Origin of the sequence: Novosphingobium kunmingense (assembly GCF_002813245.1) — a bacterium.
Taxonomy (GTDB): domain Bacteria; phylum Pseudomonadota; class Alphaproteobacteria; order Sphingomonadales; family Sphingomonadaceae; genus Novosphingobium; species Novosphingobium kunmingense.
In genome coordinates, this window is sequence record NZ_PHUF01000007.1 from 60691 (window position 1) to 78177 (window position 17487).

The following is a 17487-nucleotide window of genomic DNA, read 5'->3' on the forward strand; positions in this document are numbered from 1 at the left end:
GCCTCCGACGCAACGTCACACGCCAACAGGGAATTGTTCATGTCTGTTTCACGCGACCACTCGGCCAGCTTCCGCTCGCTTCGTGCCATGCTGCTCTGCGGCATCGGCGCCACCTTGCCTTTCGCCGCCGAAGCTGCGGAGGTCGAAGCGGTTGAGGACGAACAGACCCGATCGGCAAGCGAGATCGTCGTCCAGGCCGAGATCGGCTATGGCAACCGCGACGAGGACGCGGTCGAACCCGTGCTGGTCTATGACGAGACCTATTTCCAGCGCTTCGAACCGCTGACCGCCGGCGACGCGCTGAAGCGCGTGCCCTCGGTCACCTTCCTGTCGGACGTCATCGAAAGCGACGGGGCCCGGCTGCGGGGGCTTGAGCCCGGCTACACCCAGATCCTCATCAACGGCGACAAGGTGCCCGGATCGCAGGCCGATCGCTCCTTCTTCCTCGACCGCATTCCGGCCGAACTGATCAAGCAGGTGGAGATCGTGCGCTCGTCCTCGGCGCGGCGCACCGGCGACGCTGTCGCAGGTTCGCTCAACATCGTGCTGCGCGATGCCTTTGCCATGGATGGGGGCTATGTGAAGGCTGGCGCGCTGTTCTTCGACGACGGCAAGACGAAGCCCAACGGCGGATTCTATTACGGCGGCCCGCTTGGTCCCGGCCGCGTGCTGGGGGGCGTCAACGTCCAGGGTCGCTACAATCCCAAGGTGAAAAAGAGCCTGCGCTATGCCGCGCCGAACGGCGCCTTCGTCAACCGCGAGGACCAGTCCGACGTACGCAACGGCACCGACTATGCCGGCAACCTCAGCTACGCGATCGAGGGCGAGACCACCAGGTTCGAGATTGCCGGGAACTACGTCAAGACCGAGCGGGTCGAGGACGAACGCTCGCAGGAATACAACAGCCTGACCGCGGTCAACGGCCCGGTCCGCGCGACCGTGCCGGGCAATCTCCTGACCGACAACCACAACGTCAACGCCATCGACCAGGAAAGCTGGTCGGTTTCCGGCAAGCTGTCGAAGGAATGGAGCCTGGGCGAAACGAAGCTCAAGGCCGGCTTCGCGCGCTTCGACGAGGCCCAGGATGAATTCGAGAACGAGATCGACTTCGACCGGTCGACCGCGCGCCTGACGGCCGACACCTTCGATCGCCGCTTCCGCGACGAGGAGCTTTCGCTCGAACTGTCGCACGAGGTGCCGCTGTCGGACGGACTGAGCCTGGCATTCGGCGGCTTTGCCCAGAACAAGGATCGCGACACGGACCTGCGCAGCAACGACAACCCGTCATACCCGCGCAATCGCGTCTCGATCAGCAACACCATCCGCAACGCCTATTCGGTCGCCAACAACGTGCCCGACGACTACGTGACAAGCGCAGGCACCTCGGTTGCGATTCCGGGCGGGCTGAACCGCATTGCCGAGGATCGCCGCGATCTCTTCGCCCTGGTCGAAGGCGGCACCGGCGCGCTGCTGTTCGAGGCTGGCTTGCGCTGGGAAAACACCGACGTCTCGATCACTGACCTGGCGGCGCCCGCGACGATCGACACCGACTACAATTACCTCCTGCCCTCCGCCTCGCTCAAGCTGCAGCTTGGCGATGGACGGATCACCGCTTCGGCGGCGCGCACGGTGCGCCGTCCGCGCCTCGACTACCTCGTTCCGGCAACGCTGGAAGAGGAGTACGGCGACAACGACTTCCTAGGAAATCCTGCGCTCAAGCCCGAATCTGCCTGGGGCGGCGACCTCGGCTACGAATACCGCCTCGGCCGTACCGGCGTTATCGGGGTCAACCTGTTCTATCGCCGGGTCGAAAACCTCATCGAACTGGCGACCGTGCTCGACGCGAGCGGCAATCCGGTACCGGGATCGGCCAACAGCGATCCGGCCGACGTCGACACTTTCGTCCTCCAGCCGCGGAACGCCGGCACCGGCGAGGTATGGGGCGTCGAGTTCGACCTCTCGGCCAGCCTCGGCGCCTTCGGCCTCAGGAACACGGGCGTGTTCGGCAACCTCAGCCTGATCGACAGCAAGGTCGCCGACGTGTTCGGATCGCGGCGCTTCAACGGCCAATCGTCCTACGTCTACAACTTCGGTGTGATCCAGAATCTCCCCTCGGTTGGTGCCAGCTTCGGTGCGACCTACCGCAAACAGGGCCCGGCCTATGATCGCATCGTCGGCGAAGAGATCCGCACCACCTATGGCGCCGATCTTGAAGTGTTCATCGAAAAGCGCTTCGGCAAGAGCTTCACGATCCGCGGCGTCGGATCGAACCTGCTCAACGCCAGCAAGGACGAGGCCTTCAACAAATTCACCACCATCCCCAGCCAGATCGCCCGCGATTTCGACGAATACGAGCTCGAAACCGAAACCGCCGGCCCGGTCTTCCAGGTCGTAGCGCGGTTCGCGTTCTGATGCGCCGAGCGGCCATCATGGCGGCGGCCCTGCTGGCGGGATGCGCCAGTGTCCCGTCGCCGATCCGGCCGCCTGCCAGCACGGTGACGGCAGCCGCCGAAACCGCTCCGGTGGGCACCGACAAGGCCGACGCTGCCGACGATCCGGCGATCTGGCGCAATTCGGCGGATCCGGCGCGCAGCCTTATCGTCGCAACCGACAAGAAGGCGGGCCTCTATGTCTACGGGCTCGACGGCGCGGTGCGCTCGTTCGAAGCGGCGGGCCGACTGAACAACGTCGACCTTATCGATCTGGGGCAGCAAGGCGTGATCGTCGTCGCGAGCGATCGCAATGATCCGGTCGAAGCGCGCCTGCGGCTCTACCGGCTCGACACCGGGACCGGCAGGCTGGCCTCGCTCGGCACGGTGAGCGGCGGGGCGGGTGAAGGCTATGGTGTGTGCCTGATGCACGGTGACGGCGGATTCTACGCCTTTTCCGTGCTCAAGGCCGGGGACGTCCACCAGATCGCCATCAACCTCACGGGCACCGCGCCAACCGGCACGATCGTGCGCAGCCTCAAGCTCGCCACACAGACCGAAGGCTGCGTGGCCGACGTGCGCAGCGGCACGCTTTTCGTGGGCGAAGAAGATCGCGGCATCTGGGCCTTCGACGCAAGGCGGCAAGGATCGGCCGATGGCAGGCTGGTTGCCGCGGTCGACGGCCGGCAACTGGTCGCCGACGTCGAAGGTCTCGCCCTGGCACCGGAAGGCTCTGACGGCGGCTGGCTGATCGCCTCGAGCCAGGGCGACAACGCCTACGCGCTGTTCCGTCTTCCGGGTCTGGAACCGGCCGGACGCTTTCGCATTGCGCCCGGCAGTGTAGGCGCAGCTGAGGAGACCGACGGAATCGACCTGGCACTCGGCAATTTCGGCCCTTTCTATCCCGAAGGTTTGTTCGTTGCACAGGATGGGCACAACCAGCCCGCCGCGCAGAACTTCAAGCTCGTATCCTGGCGCGAGATTCGCGAGGCTGTGGCCCGCTAGCCCGCGCCAGGCCCTGCCGCGTCAGTCCGGGCCGGAAAGCGGCAGGGTGACGCGGAAGGTGCTGCCCTTGCCGGGCGCGCTGGCCGCCAGTTCGATCGTGCCGCCGTGCAGTTCGACCAGTTGCCGCACCAGGGCAAGGCCGATCCCCAGCCCGTCGCGCGAATTGCCGCTGGCGGCCGGGCCTTGCGCGAACAGCGTGAAGATCGCGTCCTGCTGGTCGGCGGGAATGCCCACCCCGCTGTCGCTCACCTCAATCGTCACCGCATCGCCCTCTTGCCGCGCCGACAACGCGATCGTGCCCGGACTATCGGTATAGCGGGCCGCGTTGTTCAGCAGGTTGATCAGCACCTGCGCGAGGCGGGCGTGGTCGCCGGTCAGCTCGACCGGGTCATGCGGCAGGTCGACCGTCAGCCGGTGGCGGCGCGCCTCGATCGCCGGCGAAGCAGCCGAAACCGAAAAGTCGACCAGTTCGGCAAGAAGGATCGTGCCAAGGCGCAGGGAAATCTTGCCCTGGTCGATCCGCGCGATGTCGAGCAGATCGTCGACCAGCCGCGACAGATGATCGACGCTGCGTCGCATCTGGACGCGGATTTCTCGCGCGTCACCGGTACCTTCGCGCTTCTCGAGGAGGTTGAGCCCGGCCCCCAGGGCGGTTGCCGGGTTGCGCAATTCGTGGCCTAGAACCGCAAGGAAACGGTTCTTGTTGGCGTCGGCTTCCTTCAGCGCGCCGGTCAAACGGTCGAGCTCGTCGCGCTGGGCGACGATGCGGCGACGCTGTTCGAACATGTCGAAGAAAACGGCAGCCTTCGAGCGCAGGATATCGGCTTCAATCGGCTTCTGCAGGAAATCGACCGCGCCGGCCTCGTAGCCGCGAAAGCGGCGCTGGCGGTCGGCGCTGCCAGCAGTCAGGAAGATTATCGGCACGTGGCGCGTGCGATCGCTGCCGCGCATGAATTCGGCGAGCTGGAAGCCATCCATTTCGGGCATCTGCACATCGAGCAAGGCCAGCGCGACATCGTGAACGAGGAGGAGTTCGAGCGCCTCTTCTCCCGACCGTGCCTTGAGACAGACGAGGCCCTCGCGTTGCAGGAGCGCCTCGAGCGCGAGCAGGTTCTCCTCAAGGTCGTCGACCAGCAGGAAATGGATCGGACCCTGCGCGATCATGCCGCCCCTCCCGCGGCACGCAGGGCCGCGACAATGCCATCCATGTCGGCAATTTGCGCCGAGGGACAGGCGCGCAGCGCGGCTTGGGGCATGGTCGCCGCCATCGCGCTGGCAGGATCCTGGACAAGCGCCGTTCCCCCGGCTTGGCAGACTGCCAGCAACCCTTCCGCGCCGTCCTCGTTGGCGCCCGTCAGGACGATGGCCAGAAGGTCGGGGCCGAAGGCGTGGGCGGCGCTTTCGAACAGGACGTCGATTGCCGGACGGCTGTAGTTGACAAGCTCGTCCGACGAGAGCGCGAGAGTCCCTTCGGTTTCGACCAGCAGGTGATAATCGGCCGGTGCGAAATAGACCGTACCAGGCTCTGCCAGCTCCTTGTCTTCGGCCTCTTTGACCCTCACCCGGCAGCGCGGATCCATCAGCGCTACCAGCGCATGATCCCGATCCGGGGGCACATGAACGACAACCAAGACCGGCGCAGGATAGCCATCGGGCAGCTGCGGCAGGATCGTCAGCAACGCCTCGACCGCCCCCGCCGAGGCGCCGACGACCACCGCGCGGATCGGCCCCGGGATCATGCGCCCTGCCTCAGATAGATCTTCTCGTCGCGAACGAACTCCGTGAAAGCGGCAGAGTGGGCCGAAAAGCGCAGGCTCTCCTTCGATCCCAGCCCGAGAAAACCATGCCGGACTAGCGAATCCCGGAACAGACCCACGGCGCGGTCCTGCAGGTCGCGATCGAAATAGATCAGTACGTTGCGGCAGGAAATAAGGTGCATTTCCGAAAAGACGGCATCGGTAACCAGGCTGTGATCGGAAAACACCACGCGTTCGCGCAGGGTCCGGTCGAAGACAGCGCGGCCATGATCGGCGCGGTAGTAGTCGGACAGCGAGGATCGCCCACCCGACTTCTGGTGGTTCTCGGTAAAGCGGCGGATCAGGTCGAGCGAATAGATCCCGGTTTCCGCCGCAACCAAGGCGTTGGGGTTGATGTCCGTGGCATAAAACAGGGTGCGATCGTAAAGTCCTTCTTCGCGCAGCAGGATCGCCAGCGAATAGAGCTCCTCGCCATTGCTGCAGCCCGCCACCCAGACCTTGAGCGACGGATAGGTCTTGAGGTGGGGCACCACCTGTTCGCGCAGCGCCCGGAAATAACCGGGATCGCGAAACATTTCGCTGACCTGCACGGTCAGGTAATTGAGCAGCCGCGGCAACAGGGCCGCATCGTGGAGCAGCGCCTCCTGCATGGCCGACAGGCTGGCAAAGCCCAGCTGAATCCGCGCCTGGGTGAGCCGCCTCCGGATCGACGCACGCGCGTAGTGCCTGAAATCGTAGTGATAGCGCTGGTTCAAGGCCTCGAGCAGCAGCTCGATCTCGATATCCTCGACGGGTGCGGAGATGGTCATGGCCCTAACGCGGCATCCAGACGCGAACCAGTGACAACAACTTGTCGACATCGATCGGCTTGGCCATGTAATCGTTGGCACCGGCATCGAGGCACTTTTCCTGGTCGTCGGGCATGGCCTTGGCGGTCAGCATGACGATCGGCAGGTCGCGCCAGCGGGCGTCCTTGCGGATCGCGCGAGTAGCGGCAAGGCCGTCCATGATCGGCATCATCACGTCCATCAGCACCAGGTCGATGGCCTTGCCCGGATCGTTCGCCGAAGCGGCAAGCGCTTCGATCGCCTCTTGACCGTTGCGGGCGATGGCGATGGCGGCACCGCGCGGCTCGAGAACACTGGTCAGCGAATACACGTTGCGCACGTCGTCTTCGACGATGAGGATGCGCCGGCCTTCGAGCACCGCGTCGCGGAAGCGTGCCTTCTGGATCATCTGTCGCTGTTCAGGCGGCAGATCGGCCACCACGCGGTGGAGGAACAGGGTCACTTCGTCGAGCAGACGTTCGGGCGATTTGGCACCCTTGATGATGATCGAGCTGGAATAGCGGCGCAGGCGCTGCTCGTCGTCGGGGCCAAGGTCATGGCCGGTGTAGACGATGACCGGCGGAAAACTCCGATCCTCGCGGCTGCTCAGCGTCTCGAGCAAGTCGAATCCCGAAGCATCGGGCAGGTTCAGGTCGAGCACCATGCAGTCGAATGTCTGCTGACCGAGCTGGTCGAGGCATTCCGCGGCAGTCCCCACGGCGACGGTCTCGACTTCGTCCGAACCGAGCAGCTCGCGCACGGCTTCGCGCTGGACCTCGTTGTCCTCGACGATCAGCACACGCCGCATCGTGGTCGAAAGCTGGTCCTGCAAATTGCCCAGCACCTGGGCCAGGTCGTCGTGCCGGATCGGCTTGATGTGATAACCGATCGCGCCGAGCGACAGCGCGGTCTGGCTGTAATCGCTTCCGGAAATGACGTGGACCGGAATGTGGCGAGTGGCTTCGTCATGCTTGAGCCGGTCGAGCACGGTCAGGCCGGATTGATCGGGCAGACCGAGATCGAGGACGATTGCGCTCGGCCGATGCTCACCGGCCAGCCGAACCGCTTCTTCGGCAGTGCTGGCGACGATGCACTGGAAACCCATCTGCTGCGACAGGTCGGCAACGATCGACGCGAAGTCCGCGTCGTCCTCGATCACCAGCAGAATGCGGCGCGAGGGGTCGAGCGTGTTGCGATCGTCGCGAACGACCTTGCGCGGCTGGCGCGTGGTGGAAAGGTTTGCCGCGGCGGGCGGCCCCGCCGGAATGGCGACCGGCGCCACGGGCACGGCAGTACGGGCAGCCACCTTCGACGGATCGTAGTTGACCGGCACGGTAAGGGTGAAGGTGCTGCCTTTGCCCGGCGTGCTATCCAGCGTTATCGCACCGCCGAGGAGACGCGCCAGCTCGCGCGAAATCGACAGGCCCAGCCCGGTTCCGCCGAAGCGTCGGCTGATCGTCCCGTCGGCCTGCTGGAACGCCTCGAAAATGGACTGCTGCTGCTCGCGCGAGATGCCGATGCCAGTGTCCTCCACCGCAAAGGCCAGCCTGCCCTCGTCCACCGTCGCAATCCGCAGTTTCACGCTGCCCTGCTCGGTGAACTTGAACGCGTTCGACAACAGGTTGCGCAGGATCTGCTCCAGCCGCAGACGGTCGGTCTCGACCGCGTCGGACAATCCGCCTTGCAGCTCGACGGCAAACGCGACGCCGCGCTGGTCGGCCACCGGGGCGAAGACCTGTTCGAGATCTGCGGTCAGCCGCTGCAACGACACCACTTCGGGCTGGATCTGGACATGGCCGGCCTCGATCTTCGAGAGGTCGAGGATGTCGTTGATGAGGGTGAGGAGATCGTTGCCCGAGGATTCGATCGTCCGTGCGAACCTGACCTGGTCGTCGGACAGGTTGCCCTCGCCGTTGTCGCCCAGGAGCTTCGAGAGGATCAGCAGCGAATTGAGCGGGGTGCGCAATTCGTGGCTCATGTTGGCAAGGAAATCGCTCTTGTACTGGCTCGCCTGTTCGAGTTCGCGCGCCTTGACGGCCAGGGCTCCTGCCCCCTTCTCCAGCTGGTCGCGCTGCGTTTCGAGAAGCTGGGCCTGCTCTTCGAGTTCGCTGTTGGTCTGTTCCAGTTCGGCCTGCTGCTGCTCGAGCCGCGCCTGCGATTCCTTGAGCGCGCGACCCTGCTCCTCGAGCTCCTCGTTCGAAACGCGGAGCTCCTCGCTCTGCGCCTGGAGCTCGGCCGCCTGGCGCTGCGTTTCCTCAAGTGCATCCTGCAACCGTGCGCGAAACCGCGCCGAACGAAGCGCGATGCCAAGGCTGTCCGACGCCTGTTCGAGCAAGGCCAGCGTGTCCTCCGGAACCGGCCTGAAAAAGCCAAGTTCGATCACCGCGTTGACCGTCCCGTCGGCGGTTGCGGGGGCGATGACGATATGGCGCGGCTGCGCGCTGCCGAAGGCGGAGCCGACCGAAAGATAAGTCTCGGGCACATCGCTCAGCACGACGGCCCGGTTGCTTTCGGCGACCTTGCCGAGCAGCCCGTCGCCGTATCCGAAGGCGTCGGGCATGACGACGCTGGCCGGCACGCCCAAGGTGGCAATGCGGCGGAAGGTCCCGCCCTCGCCCTTGAACACGGCGCCGCCCTCGAACCCAAGATACTGTGCCAGGTAGACCAGGACGTCATGGCCGATCTGTTCGATCGTCTTGTCGCCGCGTGTCGCCGTGACAAGGCCGACTAGGCCCGCACTGAGCCAGTCCTGCCGCCGCCGCTGGCCCATGGCGCGACGCACCAGGAGGAAGATCGCGATCGTCAGCGCCGCACCGATCAGCGCCATGACCACGCTGCTGGTCAGCGCGCTGCGCGACGCGACGGACATCTCGGCGATGCGAAGCTGGCGCTGCCGCAGCTCCTCGCGACTCATGATGCTGATCTGGTTGCGGATCGCGTCCATTTCGATCTTGCCACGGTCGCCCAAGGCCAGGTTCTGATCGAGGCCGGACGCCTCGTCCTGACGGACATCCAGCCCTTTCCGTAGCAGCTCCAACTTGGCCGCGATGCGCGGCTTGAGGTCGGTGAGGTTCGCGGTCTGGAAGGCATCGTCCGCAACCAGTTGCTCAACTTTCGCAAGCCGCGTCGGGACCAGCGCTGCGGCTGTCGTATAGGGTTCGAGGTAAGCCTCTCGCTTGGTCAGCAGATAGCCGCGCTGGCCGGTTTCCGCGTCCTTCAAGGTCGAGATCAGGCTGTCGAGGGCGATCAGCACCTCGTGCGTTTCGCGAACCTCCCGATCGGCGTTGCGAAGAAGCTGGATATTCGTCCACGACAGGGCACCGCTGACCAGAAAGAACGCCAGTCCGGTAACGAGACCCACGACCGTCCAGAAACGGCCCCCCAACTCTTGACGCAATTGACTTTCCCCACTCACCCGAACCGGGCCGACCAAACGCTCGAACGGGCGAGATCTGCCCGCTTTTGCAGCGACGGAAATCCCGATACGGATTACCGCTTATCGTGCAGATACGCAGGAGCAGGCAAAAGGTTCCTCGGACAGGACGATTTTCGGACTGGTCCGAATGCGACGGTCTGCCATCGCCACGCCGGTCGATTTCATGCCGCCGGAACGCAACAGTATTTACATGAGCGTCGTCCGCATGTTCAGTGTGGTTCCGATGTTGATCCAGAACCACACCACGCTGCATGTCCAAACCCATCCTTGTCGCATGAAGCCATGAGCAAGGACGAGCGCGTAGACGTCGAAGCAGAAAGCGGACCGGTCCGCACGATCACCGACCTTGCCCGGCTGGCGGGGGTTTCGGCGGGAACCGTGTCGCGGGCGCTGGCCGGCAATTCGCTGGTCAACGTGAAGACCCGCGAACGCATCCAGCACCTCGCCCGGTCACATGGCTTCCAGCTGAACCAGGTAGCCAGCAACCTGCGCCGCCAGCGCACCGGCGTCATCGGTGTCGCCATTCCGCTGGGCCACGACCGTCGCCAGCAGATCTCCGACGTCTTCTTCATGACCCTGCTCGGCTATCTGGCCGACGAGCTGACCGAGCGCGGCTACGACCTGATGTTGCGACGCGTGCTGCCTGACCGGGACGTGGACTGGCTCGACCGCTTCATCGGTTCGGGCATGATCGACGGGGTCATCGTGATCGGACAGTCCGACCAGTTCGAGCGCATCGAGGACGTGGCCGACGGTTATCGCCCGATGGTCGTCTGGGGCAACCATAGCGAAGGTCAGCGCCATTGCGTGGTCGGCTCGGACAACAGGCTGGGCGGAAAGCTCGCCGCCGAGCGCCTGATCGCGGGTGGGGCGAAGCGTCTAGCCTTCTTCGGCGCGACCGAGCCGATCGAGTTTGCGGCTCGCTTTGCCGGGGCGAGCGACGTCGCGCGGCGAATGGGCGTGTCGATCAAAGCCTATCCCACGCACCTGTCCGCCGATCGCACGGCAGAGGAAATTGCAGCGCATCTCGATCACCATCTGGGTGAATTCGACGCGATCTTCGCCGCCACCGACTCGCTTGCCGTGGCCTGCCTCAAGGGACTGCACGAGCGGGGCGTGCGGGTTCCCGAACAGGTACGCCTGGTCGGCTTCGACGACCTGCCGATCGCCGCCGAGACCATGCCGCCGCTGACCACGATCCGCCAGGACATCGCCGGCGGGGCCCGCGGCCTGGTCGACCTTCTGCTGCGCCGCCTGCAGGGCGAGGACACCGAAAGCCTGGTCCTACCGCCTCAGTTGATCGTCAGGGCCACCGCCTGAACGATTGCGCGCGCGGGCCGGGCCATCATCCCGGCCAGCGCGATGGTTCAATCGGCCGGCGCTTCGCCTGCCCCCGTCTCCTCGGCCATCGCCGCGTCGGACTGCGCGGCATCCAGTTCGGCATCGATGGCGGCGGCCTTGCTCGCTAGATCGGCCTCGTTGGCCTTGAAAGCCTCGTCGAACGTGGGCTCGCGCTGGCAGCCGCTGAGGGCGATGAGCGCGCCAAGGATGGCGTAGCGCAGCATCAGTAGCGCTTCCGATAGCGCAGGTTGAAGTTGTTGGCGCCCGATCCGCCGGCCTGGCTGAGGATCGACAACGTGCGGCTGAGGCTGATGTCGAGCTGGGTCGCGGTAAACCCGCGCGCGTCGGTGATCAGTTCCACGTAGATGTTGTTGGTGATGTAGCGCCCGGCCGCGACGGCCGTACCGCGCCCGGTCGCTTCGTCAGGGGCCAGGATGCGCAGCCGCGCAACGCCGGTCGCGGCCCGCAGCTTGCCCAGCGGGTTGAGCCCGCCGCCCGTCGCGCTGAGCGAATTGAGCGAAGCGGCGAGCTGCACCGCCTGTAGCGGCGACAATTGGCCGACCGAATTGCCGAACAGGATGCGCGAGAGTACTTCGTCTGAGGGCAGGCTGGGGTTCGCGGTAAAGGCAATCTGCGGGTTCAGCGCGCGGCCGCTGGCCGTCACCGTCACTGCGACGTCGTCTATGTCCTCGGTCGCGCTCAGCTGGATCTGCGGGTCGGCGTTCGCCCCGCCGGTGAACAGAACGCGCCCTTCCTGCAATTCGAAGCGTCGACCGGCAAAGCCCAGCGAACCGCGCACCAGGTCGACCGCGCCGCTCAGCCGTGGATCGCGGCTGGTGCCGCCAACGCGCAGGTCCGCGCTCCATTCGCTGTCGAGGCCCATGCCGCCGACATAGAGCCGGTTGGGCGCGGTCAGCGCGATGTCGAGGCGCAGCGCATCGATCAAGCCGCCGCTGGGCACCGCCGGTTCGTTTCCGGTGATGCGCGGGCGACCTCGCGGCGGCTTGAATCGCACGCCGGTCAATTCGGGCAGTTCGGCGCTGCCCTGGCGGACCAGTTCGTAGCGCGCTTCAGGCAAGCGCAGGGCGCCGGACAGTACGGCGTCGGCCCCCGCCGCCTTGCTCAGCCGCAATTGCCCGGTCGCCGAGGCGGACAGCGCATCGCTGCGCGCCAGCCGCGCGTCGTCGAGCGCGAAGGTCATGTCCATGGGATAGCCCGCGGCGCTCGACAGGCTGATGAAGCCCTGTCCGTCGATCTTGCCGGCACCGGCGGTCGCGGCCAGCCGCTCGACCTGGAGGCGATCCCCGGCGAAACGGCCCGAAAGCGTCATGCCGGTCAGCCGGGTGCCATAGGTCTGGTTGTCATAGGCGAGGCCTTCGCCGCGCACGATACCGCGCAGTTGCGGGTTCTGCAGCCGGCCTGAAAAGTCGGCGCCGACCGCGATCGGACCGGACAGGGTCTGTGTCGTCTGACCGACGAACGACCACAGCGTCTCGGCCGGGCCGTTGTAGCGGATCCCGCCACCCAGCGGCGCGGCGCTGATCCGTTGCACCCACGATCCCGCACCCGGCCCCAATGGCTGGAGCGTGGCGACGAGCCGCCCGATTACCGCACCGCGACGGCGGATCACAGCGCGCGCATCGCCTCCGGTTGCAAAGAGCCGGCCGACCAGGTTCACGTCGACCGGCTGGCTGAGAGTGGCCGCCGTGGTGCGGGTGAAATCGTTGATCGAGAGACTGGCCTTGGCGGTCGGGAAGGCATTTGCGCTGGCCTGCGCGAAATCGAGACTGCCGGTCGCCCGCCCGCCGATGCCGTAGCCCGGGAGGAACGTGTTGACGATCGCCATGTCCATCCGGTCGAGCCGGCTCTGCACCGTCAAGCCCTCTCCATATTTGCCCGCCAGCCGCACGTTGCCCTGGCCGAAATCGAAGCGCGTGGGCAGCAGTTCGTAACCGTCCTGGCCCGGTACGATCCGCGCCGGACTGGCGGTCCTGAAGGCAATCCCGCGTACCCGTCCATCGAGCGCGGCGCGCCACAAGGTCGGCGTAAGCTGCGCGTTGCCGGCCACGCGGAAGGGCACGCCCGAAATGCCTTCGACAAGGAACTGCGCCGCACCGCGCCCGTCGCGGTAGTCGACCCTGGCGCGCCCGGCGGTCAGGTTGAAATTCCGCAGCCTGGTCTGCGCCAGTTGCACGTCGGCGACGATCCAGGGCCGCTCGTACAGCACGACGCGCGCATCGACGATGGCGCTGCCGATGGCGAGCCTTGCCGGGCCTGGCAGGATGGTGTCGCTGGCGCGAAGGTTGACCAGCGCTTCCTGATATCGCCCGGCGCCATTGAGCCGCACGACGCCGGCAAGGCCCTGCCCCTCGGCATCGAGGCGCCCTGTGAACGGCCCGGCGGCAGACCGCTGCAACCGCCCCCTGAAGCCGATCCCGGCAAGGTCGCCGCGATTGACCTGCAAGGTCATTCCCCGTCCCTGTACAAGCGTGACATCGGCGCTGAGCGGCCCGTAGTCGGTGTCGCCCTTCGCATCGAAGCGGTAGGAGCCCTGCGAACCGATGATCGTCGCACGCAGGTTGGCAAGGCCGATGCCGAAGCCCGGGTTCTTCGCCACCAGCACCGCGCGCGGCGCTTCCAGCGTTCCGTTCAATTCGACCGCCAGGGCGCCGTACCTGGTCGAGCGGGCATTGGCGGTGATCGCGATCGCCCCGCCCGGCACATAGCTGCCGCGCCCGTCGGTCACGGTCAGCAGCGGCGCGGCAAGGCGCAGGTTCGAAAAGCGGATCACCCCGTCCGTGAAATAGGCGATCACGCTCGACGCGGTGGCATTGCCGCCGAGGAAATCGCGCACCCCCGCATTGTCGAGCCGGAGCGAGCGGCCGCGGATCGTGCCGGTCAGGGCAAAACCGCTTCCCGATTGCCTGAGATCGGCCGTGGTGGTGAAGGCAAAGGTGCCGACGCCGTCGATGCGATAATTGTCCACCCGGCCTTCGAGCGCGCCGGTGTAGGAACCCCTGGCCGTATCGGCGAGAAGCACCGCCTTGGCATCGATCCGGTCGGACCGGATGCGCAGGTTGTCCGACAGGATGCGCGCCCCCGATACCGCAAGATCGCCGTCGAGCCGCACATTGACCAGCGACCCGCCGGCCACCGTGTCGAGCCCGCCGATCCGCGCGACGCTGGCCTCGACCGGAATGACCAGGCGGTCGGGATCGACCCGCACCGCGCCGCGCGCGCGCAGGCCTTCAAGCACGGTGTCGTCCAGTGCCAGCATGGCGGCGGTCAGCACGTAGTCGACCCGGGGCGCGGCAAAGGCGCCATCGAGCGTCAGGTCGGCCCGCAGCGTCCGGCCCGAAACGTTGGCCGCGATCGCACCGGGTCGGGTCAGGACCACGGCCAGCTTCAGATCGTCGAAGCGGTTGGCGGCCAGATCGACCGTGCCGTCGGGCATCACCGCCAGCGCATCCGAACGCAGCGCCCCGCTAAGCCTCGCGCGGCGGCCCGAAAGCACGGCGGTCATGTCGAGCAGGGTCGTCGCATCGAACAGCTGCGCGGGAACCCCGCGCAGCACGCGGCCCAGTTCGGCCGGTCCCCTGAGGCCGATCGTGCCATTGCGCGCGGTGACCGCAAGCGCGGCTAGTCGCTGACCGGCAAGGCGGGCATCGATCCGCCCGTTCCAGGCCGCCCAGTCCCCTTTGCCCACGACCGACAGGCGCAGGGCGTCGGGCAGGCCGGCCAGTGCCGTGATCACGCCGCTCTTGGGTGCATCGACCTGAAGGTCAAGCGCCAGCCGGTTCTTGTCCGGCACGGCGTCGAGAACAAGGTCGAGCCGGTCGCCGCCCTGCCCGCCCGGCGCAGCGATCGTATCCACCCGCGCGGTCACTTGCGCGCGGCGGTCGGCAATGTGAGCCTTGCCGTCGACGCGTAGCACGCGCCGCTCGCCGCTCACCGCGGGCTCGGAAACCAGCCGGTCGATGGTCAGCCTTCCGACGTCGATGTCGAGATCGGGGAGCAGCGGCCCCTGATCCATGCTGGGCTTGAAAGCGGGCACGCGCTCCAGCGTCACCAGCGGAGCGGCGGCGCTGCGAAGGTCGATGTGGTTCCGGAAATAGGCCAGCGGCCGCCAGTCGACCCGCACTTCCGGGGCAACGAGGAAGCGCCCCTGGGTGTCGAACGCCTCCACCCCGACCAGCCTGGCCTTGCCATAGAGCGAGCCCTCGATCCGCGCGACCTTGATGCGCAGCCCGTTGGCGAAGGTCGTGTCGGACAACTGCCGGCCGAGGAAATCGCGACCCGGACCGCTGTTGAAGCCGATCACAAGGGCGACAAGCAGCGCCACCAGGCCCAGCAGCGTCAGCGCCGTCCACTTCGCCACGCGCGGCCACAAGCGCCGGCGCACGGGCAGCACGGCGGCCTCGGGCTCCTCGCCGGCCATCAGAACGCCTGCCCGATCGAAACATAGATGTTGAAGCGGCTCTCGCCCGGGCGGCGCCCAAGGGGGGTCGCGACGTCGAGCCGCATCGGTCCGAAGTTGGTATAGATCCGTGCGCCCAGCCCAACCCCGACGCGGAGGTCCGAAAGGCGCGGCACGTCGCTGCCATAGGACTGGCCAACATCGGCAAAGGCCACGACGCCGTACTCGCCGAACCGGTAGCGCGCCTCGAACGAGGCTTCGTTCAAGCTGCGCCCACCGGTCGGATCGCCGGCGGGATCGAGCGGTCCGAGTTTCTGATAGGCAAAGCCGCGGACCGACCCGCCGCCACCGGCATAGAGCCGGCGCGAAGGAGCCAGATCGTCAAGCGGCACGCCCTGGATCGTCCCCGCCCGCGCGCGCGCCGCCAGGACCAGACTCCTGCCCACCGGATAGTAGGCCGATCCGTCGATCCGGGCGCGGACATAGGGGGCAAAGCCCCGCCGCAGCGATCCTTCCGGCTCGATCAGCGCGGTAATGCGAAACCCGCTGGCCGGATCGAGCAGGTCTTCGGTCGTGTCGAAGCCGATCTGTCCGGTCAGACCGCCGATCGCATAGGTTCGCCGCTCGCGCGCAAGCGTAGCGAAGTTGAACACGCTTTCGTTGGTGCCGATGAACTGCGCGCCATAGGCATAGGTCAGCCGCTTCTGCCAGATCGGCGTCGAATCGTAGCTGACCCGTCCGGCGAGACGCCCGGTGTAGGCGGAGAACGCATCGTAAGTGGAATGGAACGCTTCGGCGGCCAGTTCGAAGGTGCGATCGCGCTTGCCCGCGTTGGAGCGGCGGAACACCACGCTGGCGCCTTGTTCCTGGGTGCCGGCAACCCCGCTGACGATCAGCGCGCCCTCGGGGGGAAATAGGTTGCGATGGGTCCAGCTCGCCTCGGCACGGAAACCCTCGCCCGTGCCATAGCCGCCGGTTGCCGCAAGAATGCGCGGCGGACCTGCATCCTGCTGGACCGCCAGGATCACCTTTTCCGTTCCGTCGGGCCCTGCTTCTCCGCTGCGCCGAGGTTCCACGCCGACCGCCTTGAACAGGCCGGTCGCGATCAGCGCCTGGCGCAGATCGTCGACCTTGCGACTGTCGTAAGGCTCGCCTTCCTTGAAACGGGTAAGCTTGCCGACGTGGTCTGCGCCGAAGGCTTCGTGACCGTCGCTGACGATCGGGCCAAACGTGCCGCGCGGCCCGGTCTTGACGGGCAGGGTATAGTCCGCCGCGCCGCTGTCCTGATCGAGCAGCACGTCGCGCTGGCCGATTTCGGCAAAGGGGTAGCCGTTCTCGGGCAACGCCAGCGCAACCTTGGCCTCGGCCCCCAGGACGTCGGCGGCGATCACCGGATCACCCAGCGTCAGCGCCAGGTTGTCGCGGATCAGATCTTGCGGCACCGTCTCATCAGCGGCGATGGCAATCGCCGCAAAGGTGAAGCGCTTGCCCGGCGTCACGTCGATCACGGCGGTAAGCGGCGCGGCGCCTTCGGCCGTGCCACGGTCGATCCGGGTGACGACCCGCGCATCGAACCAGCCTTCGGCAGCGAGAAGCTTCTTGATGAGGACGGTGTCCTCATTCACCCGGCTGGTCAACTGCGCGACGTTGGCCACCTTGCCCTTGCCCTGGCGCAGCGCAGACCTGTCCTCGTACTGGTCGAGCAGATCGGCAGGCGTAGCCTCGTCCGCCGGGGCCAGCCCGTTCAGCGAAATGGCATAGGCAACTTCGGTCGGTGCCTCGTCCTGCGCGTCCTCGGCAAAGGTTACCGGCATCACCTCGAAGCTTTCGAGAGGCGGCAACGGGGCGGCGATCTGCGCGTCGGTCGCCGGCATCGTGGTCAAGGCAGGCGGAACGCTGGAAACGCCGGCTGCCGAGGGAGCGACTGGCGCGGGTGCGGCACTGGCCACCTTGTCAGCGGCGAGACGCTGTTCGAACGCTTCGACCGTTTCGAGCGGAGCGGCCAGTTCGGGGTCATCTTCCGGCGCGATCGGCGGAATGGCGGCGTCGAACTCCTTGTCGGGAACGATCGGCTCGACCGCTGGCAGCACGGCATCGGCCGGAGGAGAAGGGACGGTCGGCGCCGACGTGGCCGATATCGCTGGCTGGCCTGTCCCCGCCTGCGAAGCGACGGCGACGGAAGGGACCAGGGACGCGCTGGCCAGTGACAGGACATGCAGCGCGATGCGCCCCCAGCCCTGCCCTGTCGCGCTTGCAGACTTCACGGCCGACCCCT

Annotated in this window: 10 protein-coding genes; 3 read left to right on the forward strand and 7 right to left on the reverse strand. The window is 66.5% G+C overall.

Annotation, left to right across the window (positions count from 1 at the left end; translation table 11 throughout):
- The first annotated feature begins 39 nt into the window (after nucleotides 1–39).
- Nucleotides 40–2412, forward strand: a complete 2373-nt coding sequence (locus B0I00_RS15985; RefSeq protein WP_100868413.1) for a TonB-dependent receptor plug domain-containing protein — start codon at nucleotides 40–42, stop codon at nucleotides 2410–2412.
- Between the two features lie 17 nt (nucleotides 2413–2429).
- Nucleotides 2430–3434: a phytase gene (locus tag B0I00_RS15990; RefSeq protein WP_232730313.1), complete on the forward strand. Its 1005-nt coding sequence runs from the start codon at nucleotides 2430–2432 to the stop codon at nucleotides 3432–3434.
- Between the two features lie 21 nt (nucleotides 3435–3455).
- On the opposite strand, the gene B0I00_RS15995 is transcribed toward B0I00_RS15990, so the two are convergent.
- The 4 genes from B0I00_RS15995 to B0I00_RS16010 are packed head-to-tail and all read right to left on the reverse strand — an operon-like array spanning nucleotide 3456 to nucleotide 9379.
- Nucleotides 3456–4598, reverse strand: a complete 1143-nt coding sequence (locus tag B0I00_RS15995; protein ID WP_100868415.1) for a hybrid sensor histidine kinase/response regulator — start codon at nucleotides 4596–4598, stop codon at nucleotides 3456–3458.
- Complete coding sequence (locus tag B0I00_RS16000; protein ID WP_100868416.1) at nucleotides 4595–5173, reverse strand: chemotaxis protein CheB; 579 nt, start codon at nucleotides 5171–5173, stop codon at nucleotides 4595–4597. The genes B0I00_RS15995 and B0I00_RS16000 overlap by 4 nt, the downstream gene beginning before the upstream one ends.
- Nucleotides 5170–6000: a CheR family methyltransferase gene (locus B0I00_RS16005; protein WP_100868417.1), complete on the reverse strand. Its 831-nt coding sequence runs from the start codon at nucleotides 5998–6000 to the stop codon at nucleotides 5170–5172. Before B0I00_RS16005 ends, B0I00_RS16000 begins: the two co-directional genes overlap by 4 nt.
- A gap of 4 nt (nucleotides 6001–6004) precedes the next feature.
- Nucleotides 6005–9379, reverse strand: a complete 3375-nt coding sequence (locus B0I00_RS16010) for a response regulator (RefSeq protein WP_232730314.1) — start codon at nucleotides 9377–9379, stop codon at nucleotides 6005–6007.
- Nucleotides 9380–9736: 357 nt separating this feature from the next.
- Here B0I00_RS16010 and B0I00_RS16015 point away from each other — a divergent pair, with 357 nt between their 5' ends.
- On the forward strand, nucleotides 9737–10774 hold the full coding sequence (locus tag B0I00_RS16015; protein WP_100868418.1) for a LacI family DNA-binding transcriptional regulator: 1038 nt from the start codon (nucleotides 9737–9739) through the stop codon (nucleotides 10772–10774).
- A 47-nt stretch (nucleotides 10775–10821) separates the two neighbouring features.
- On the opposite strand, the gene B0I00_RS16020 is transcribed toward B0I00_RS16015, so the two are convergent.
- Genes B0I00_RS16020 through B0I00_RS16030 form a run of 3 tightly spaced genes read right to left on the reverse strand, consistent with a single transcriptional unit; the run spans nucleotide 10822 to nucleotide 17476 of the window.
- Nucleotides 10822–11019, reverse strand: a complete 198-nt coding sequence (locus B0I00_RS16020) for a hypothetical protein (protein ID WP_100868419.1) — start codon at nucleotides 11017–11019, stop codon at nucleotides 10822–10824.
- Nucleotides 11019–15233, reverse strand: coding sequence for a translocation/assembly module TamB domain-containing protein (locus B0I00_RS16025; RefSeq protein WP_100868420.1), 4215 nt, complete (start codon nucleotides 15231–15233; stop codon nucleotides 11019–11021). The genes B0I00_RS16020 and B0I00_RS16025 overlap by 1 nt, the downstream gene beginning before the upstream one ends.
- Nucleotides 15233–17476 (reverse strand): BamA/TamA family outer membrane protein, encoded by a 2244-nt coding sequence (locus B0I00_RS16030; protein ID WP_232730315.1) that lies wholly within the window; start codon nucleotides 17474–17476, stop codon nucleotides 15233–15235. Before B0I00_RS16030 ends, B0I00_RS16025 begins: the two co-directional genes overlap by 1 nt.
- Nucleotides 17477–17487: the final 11 nt, after the last annotated feature.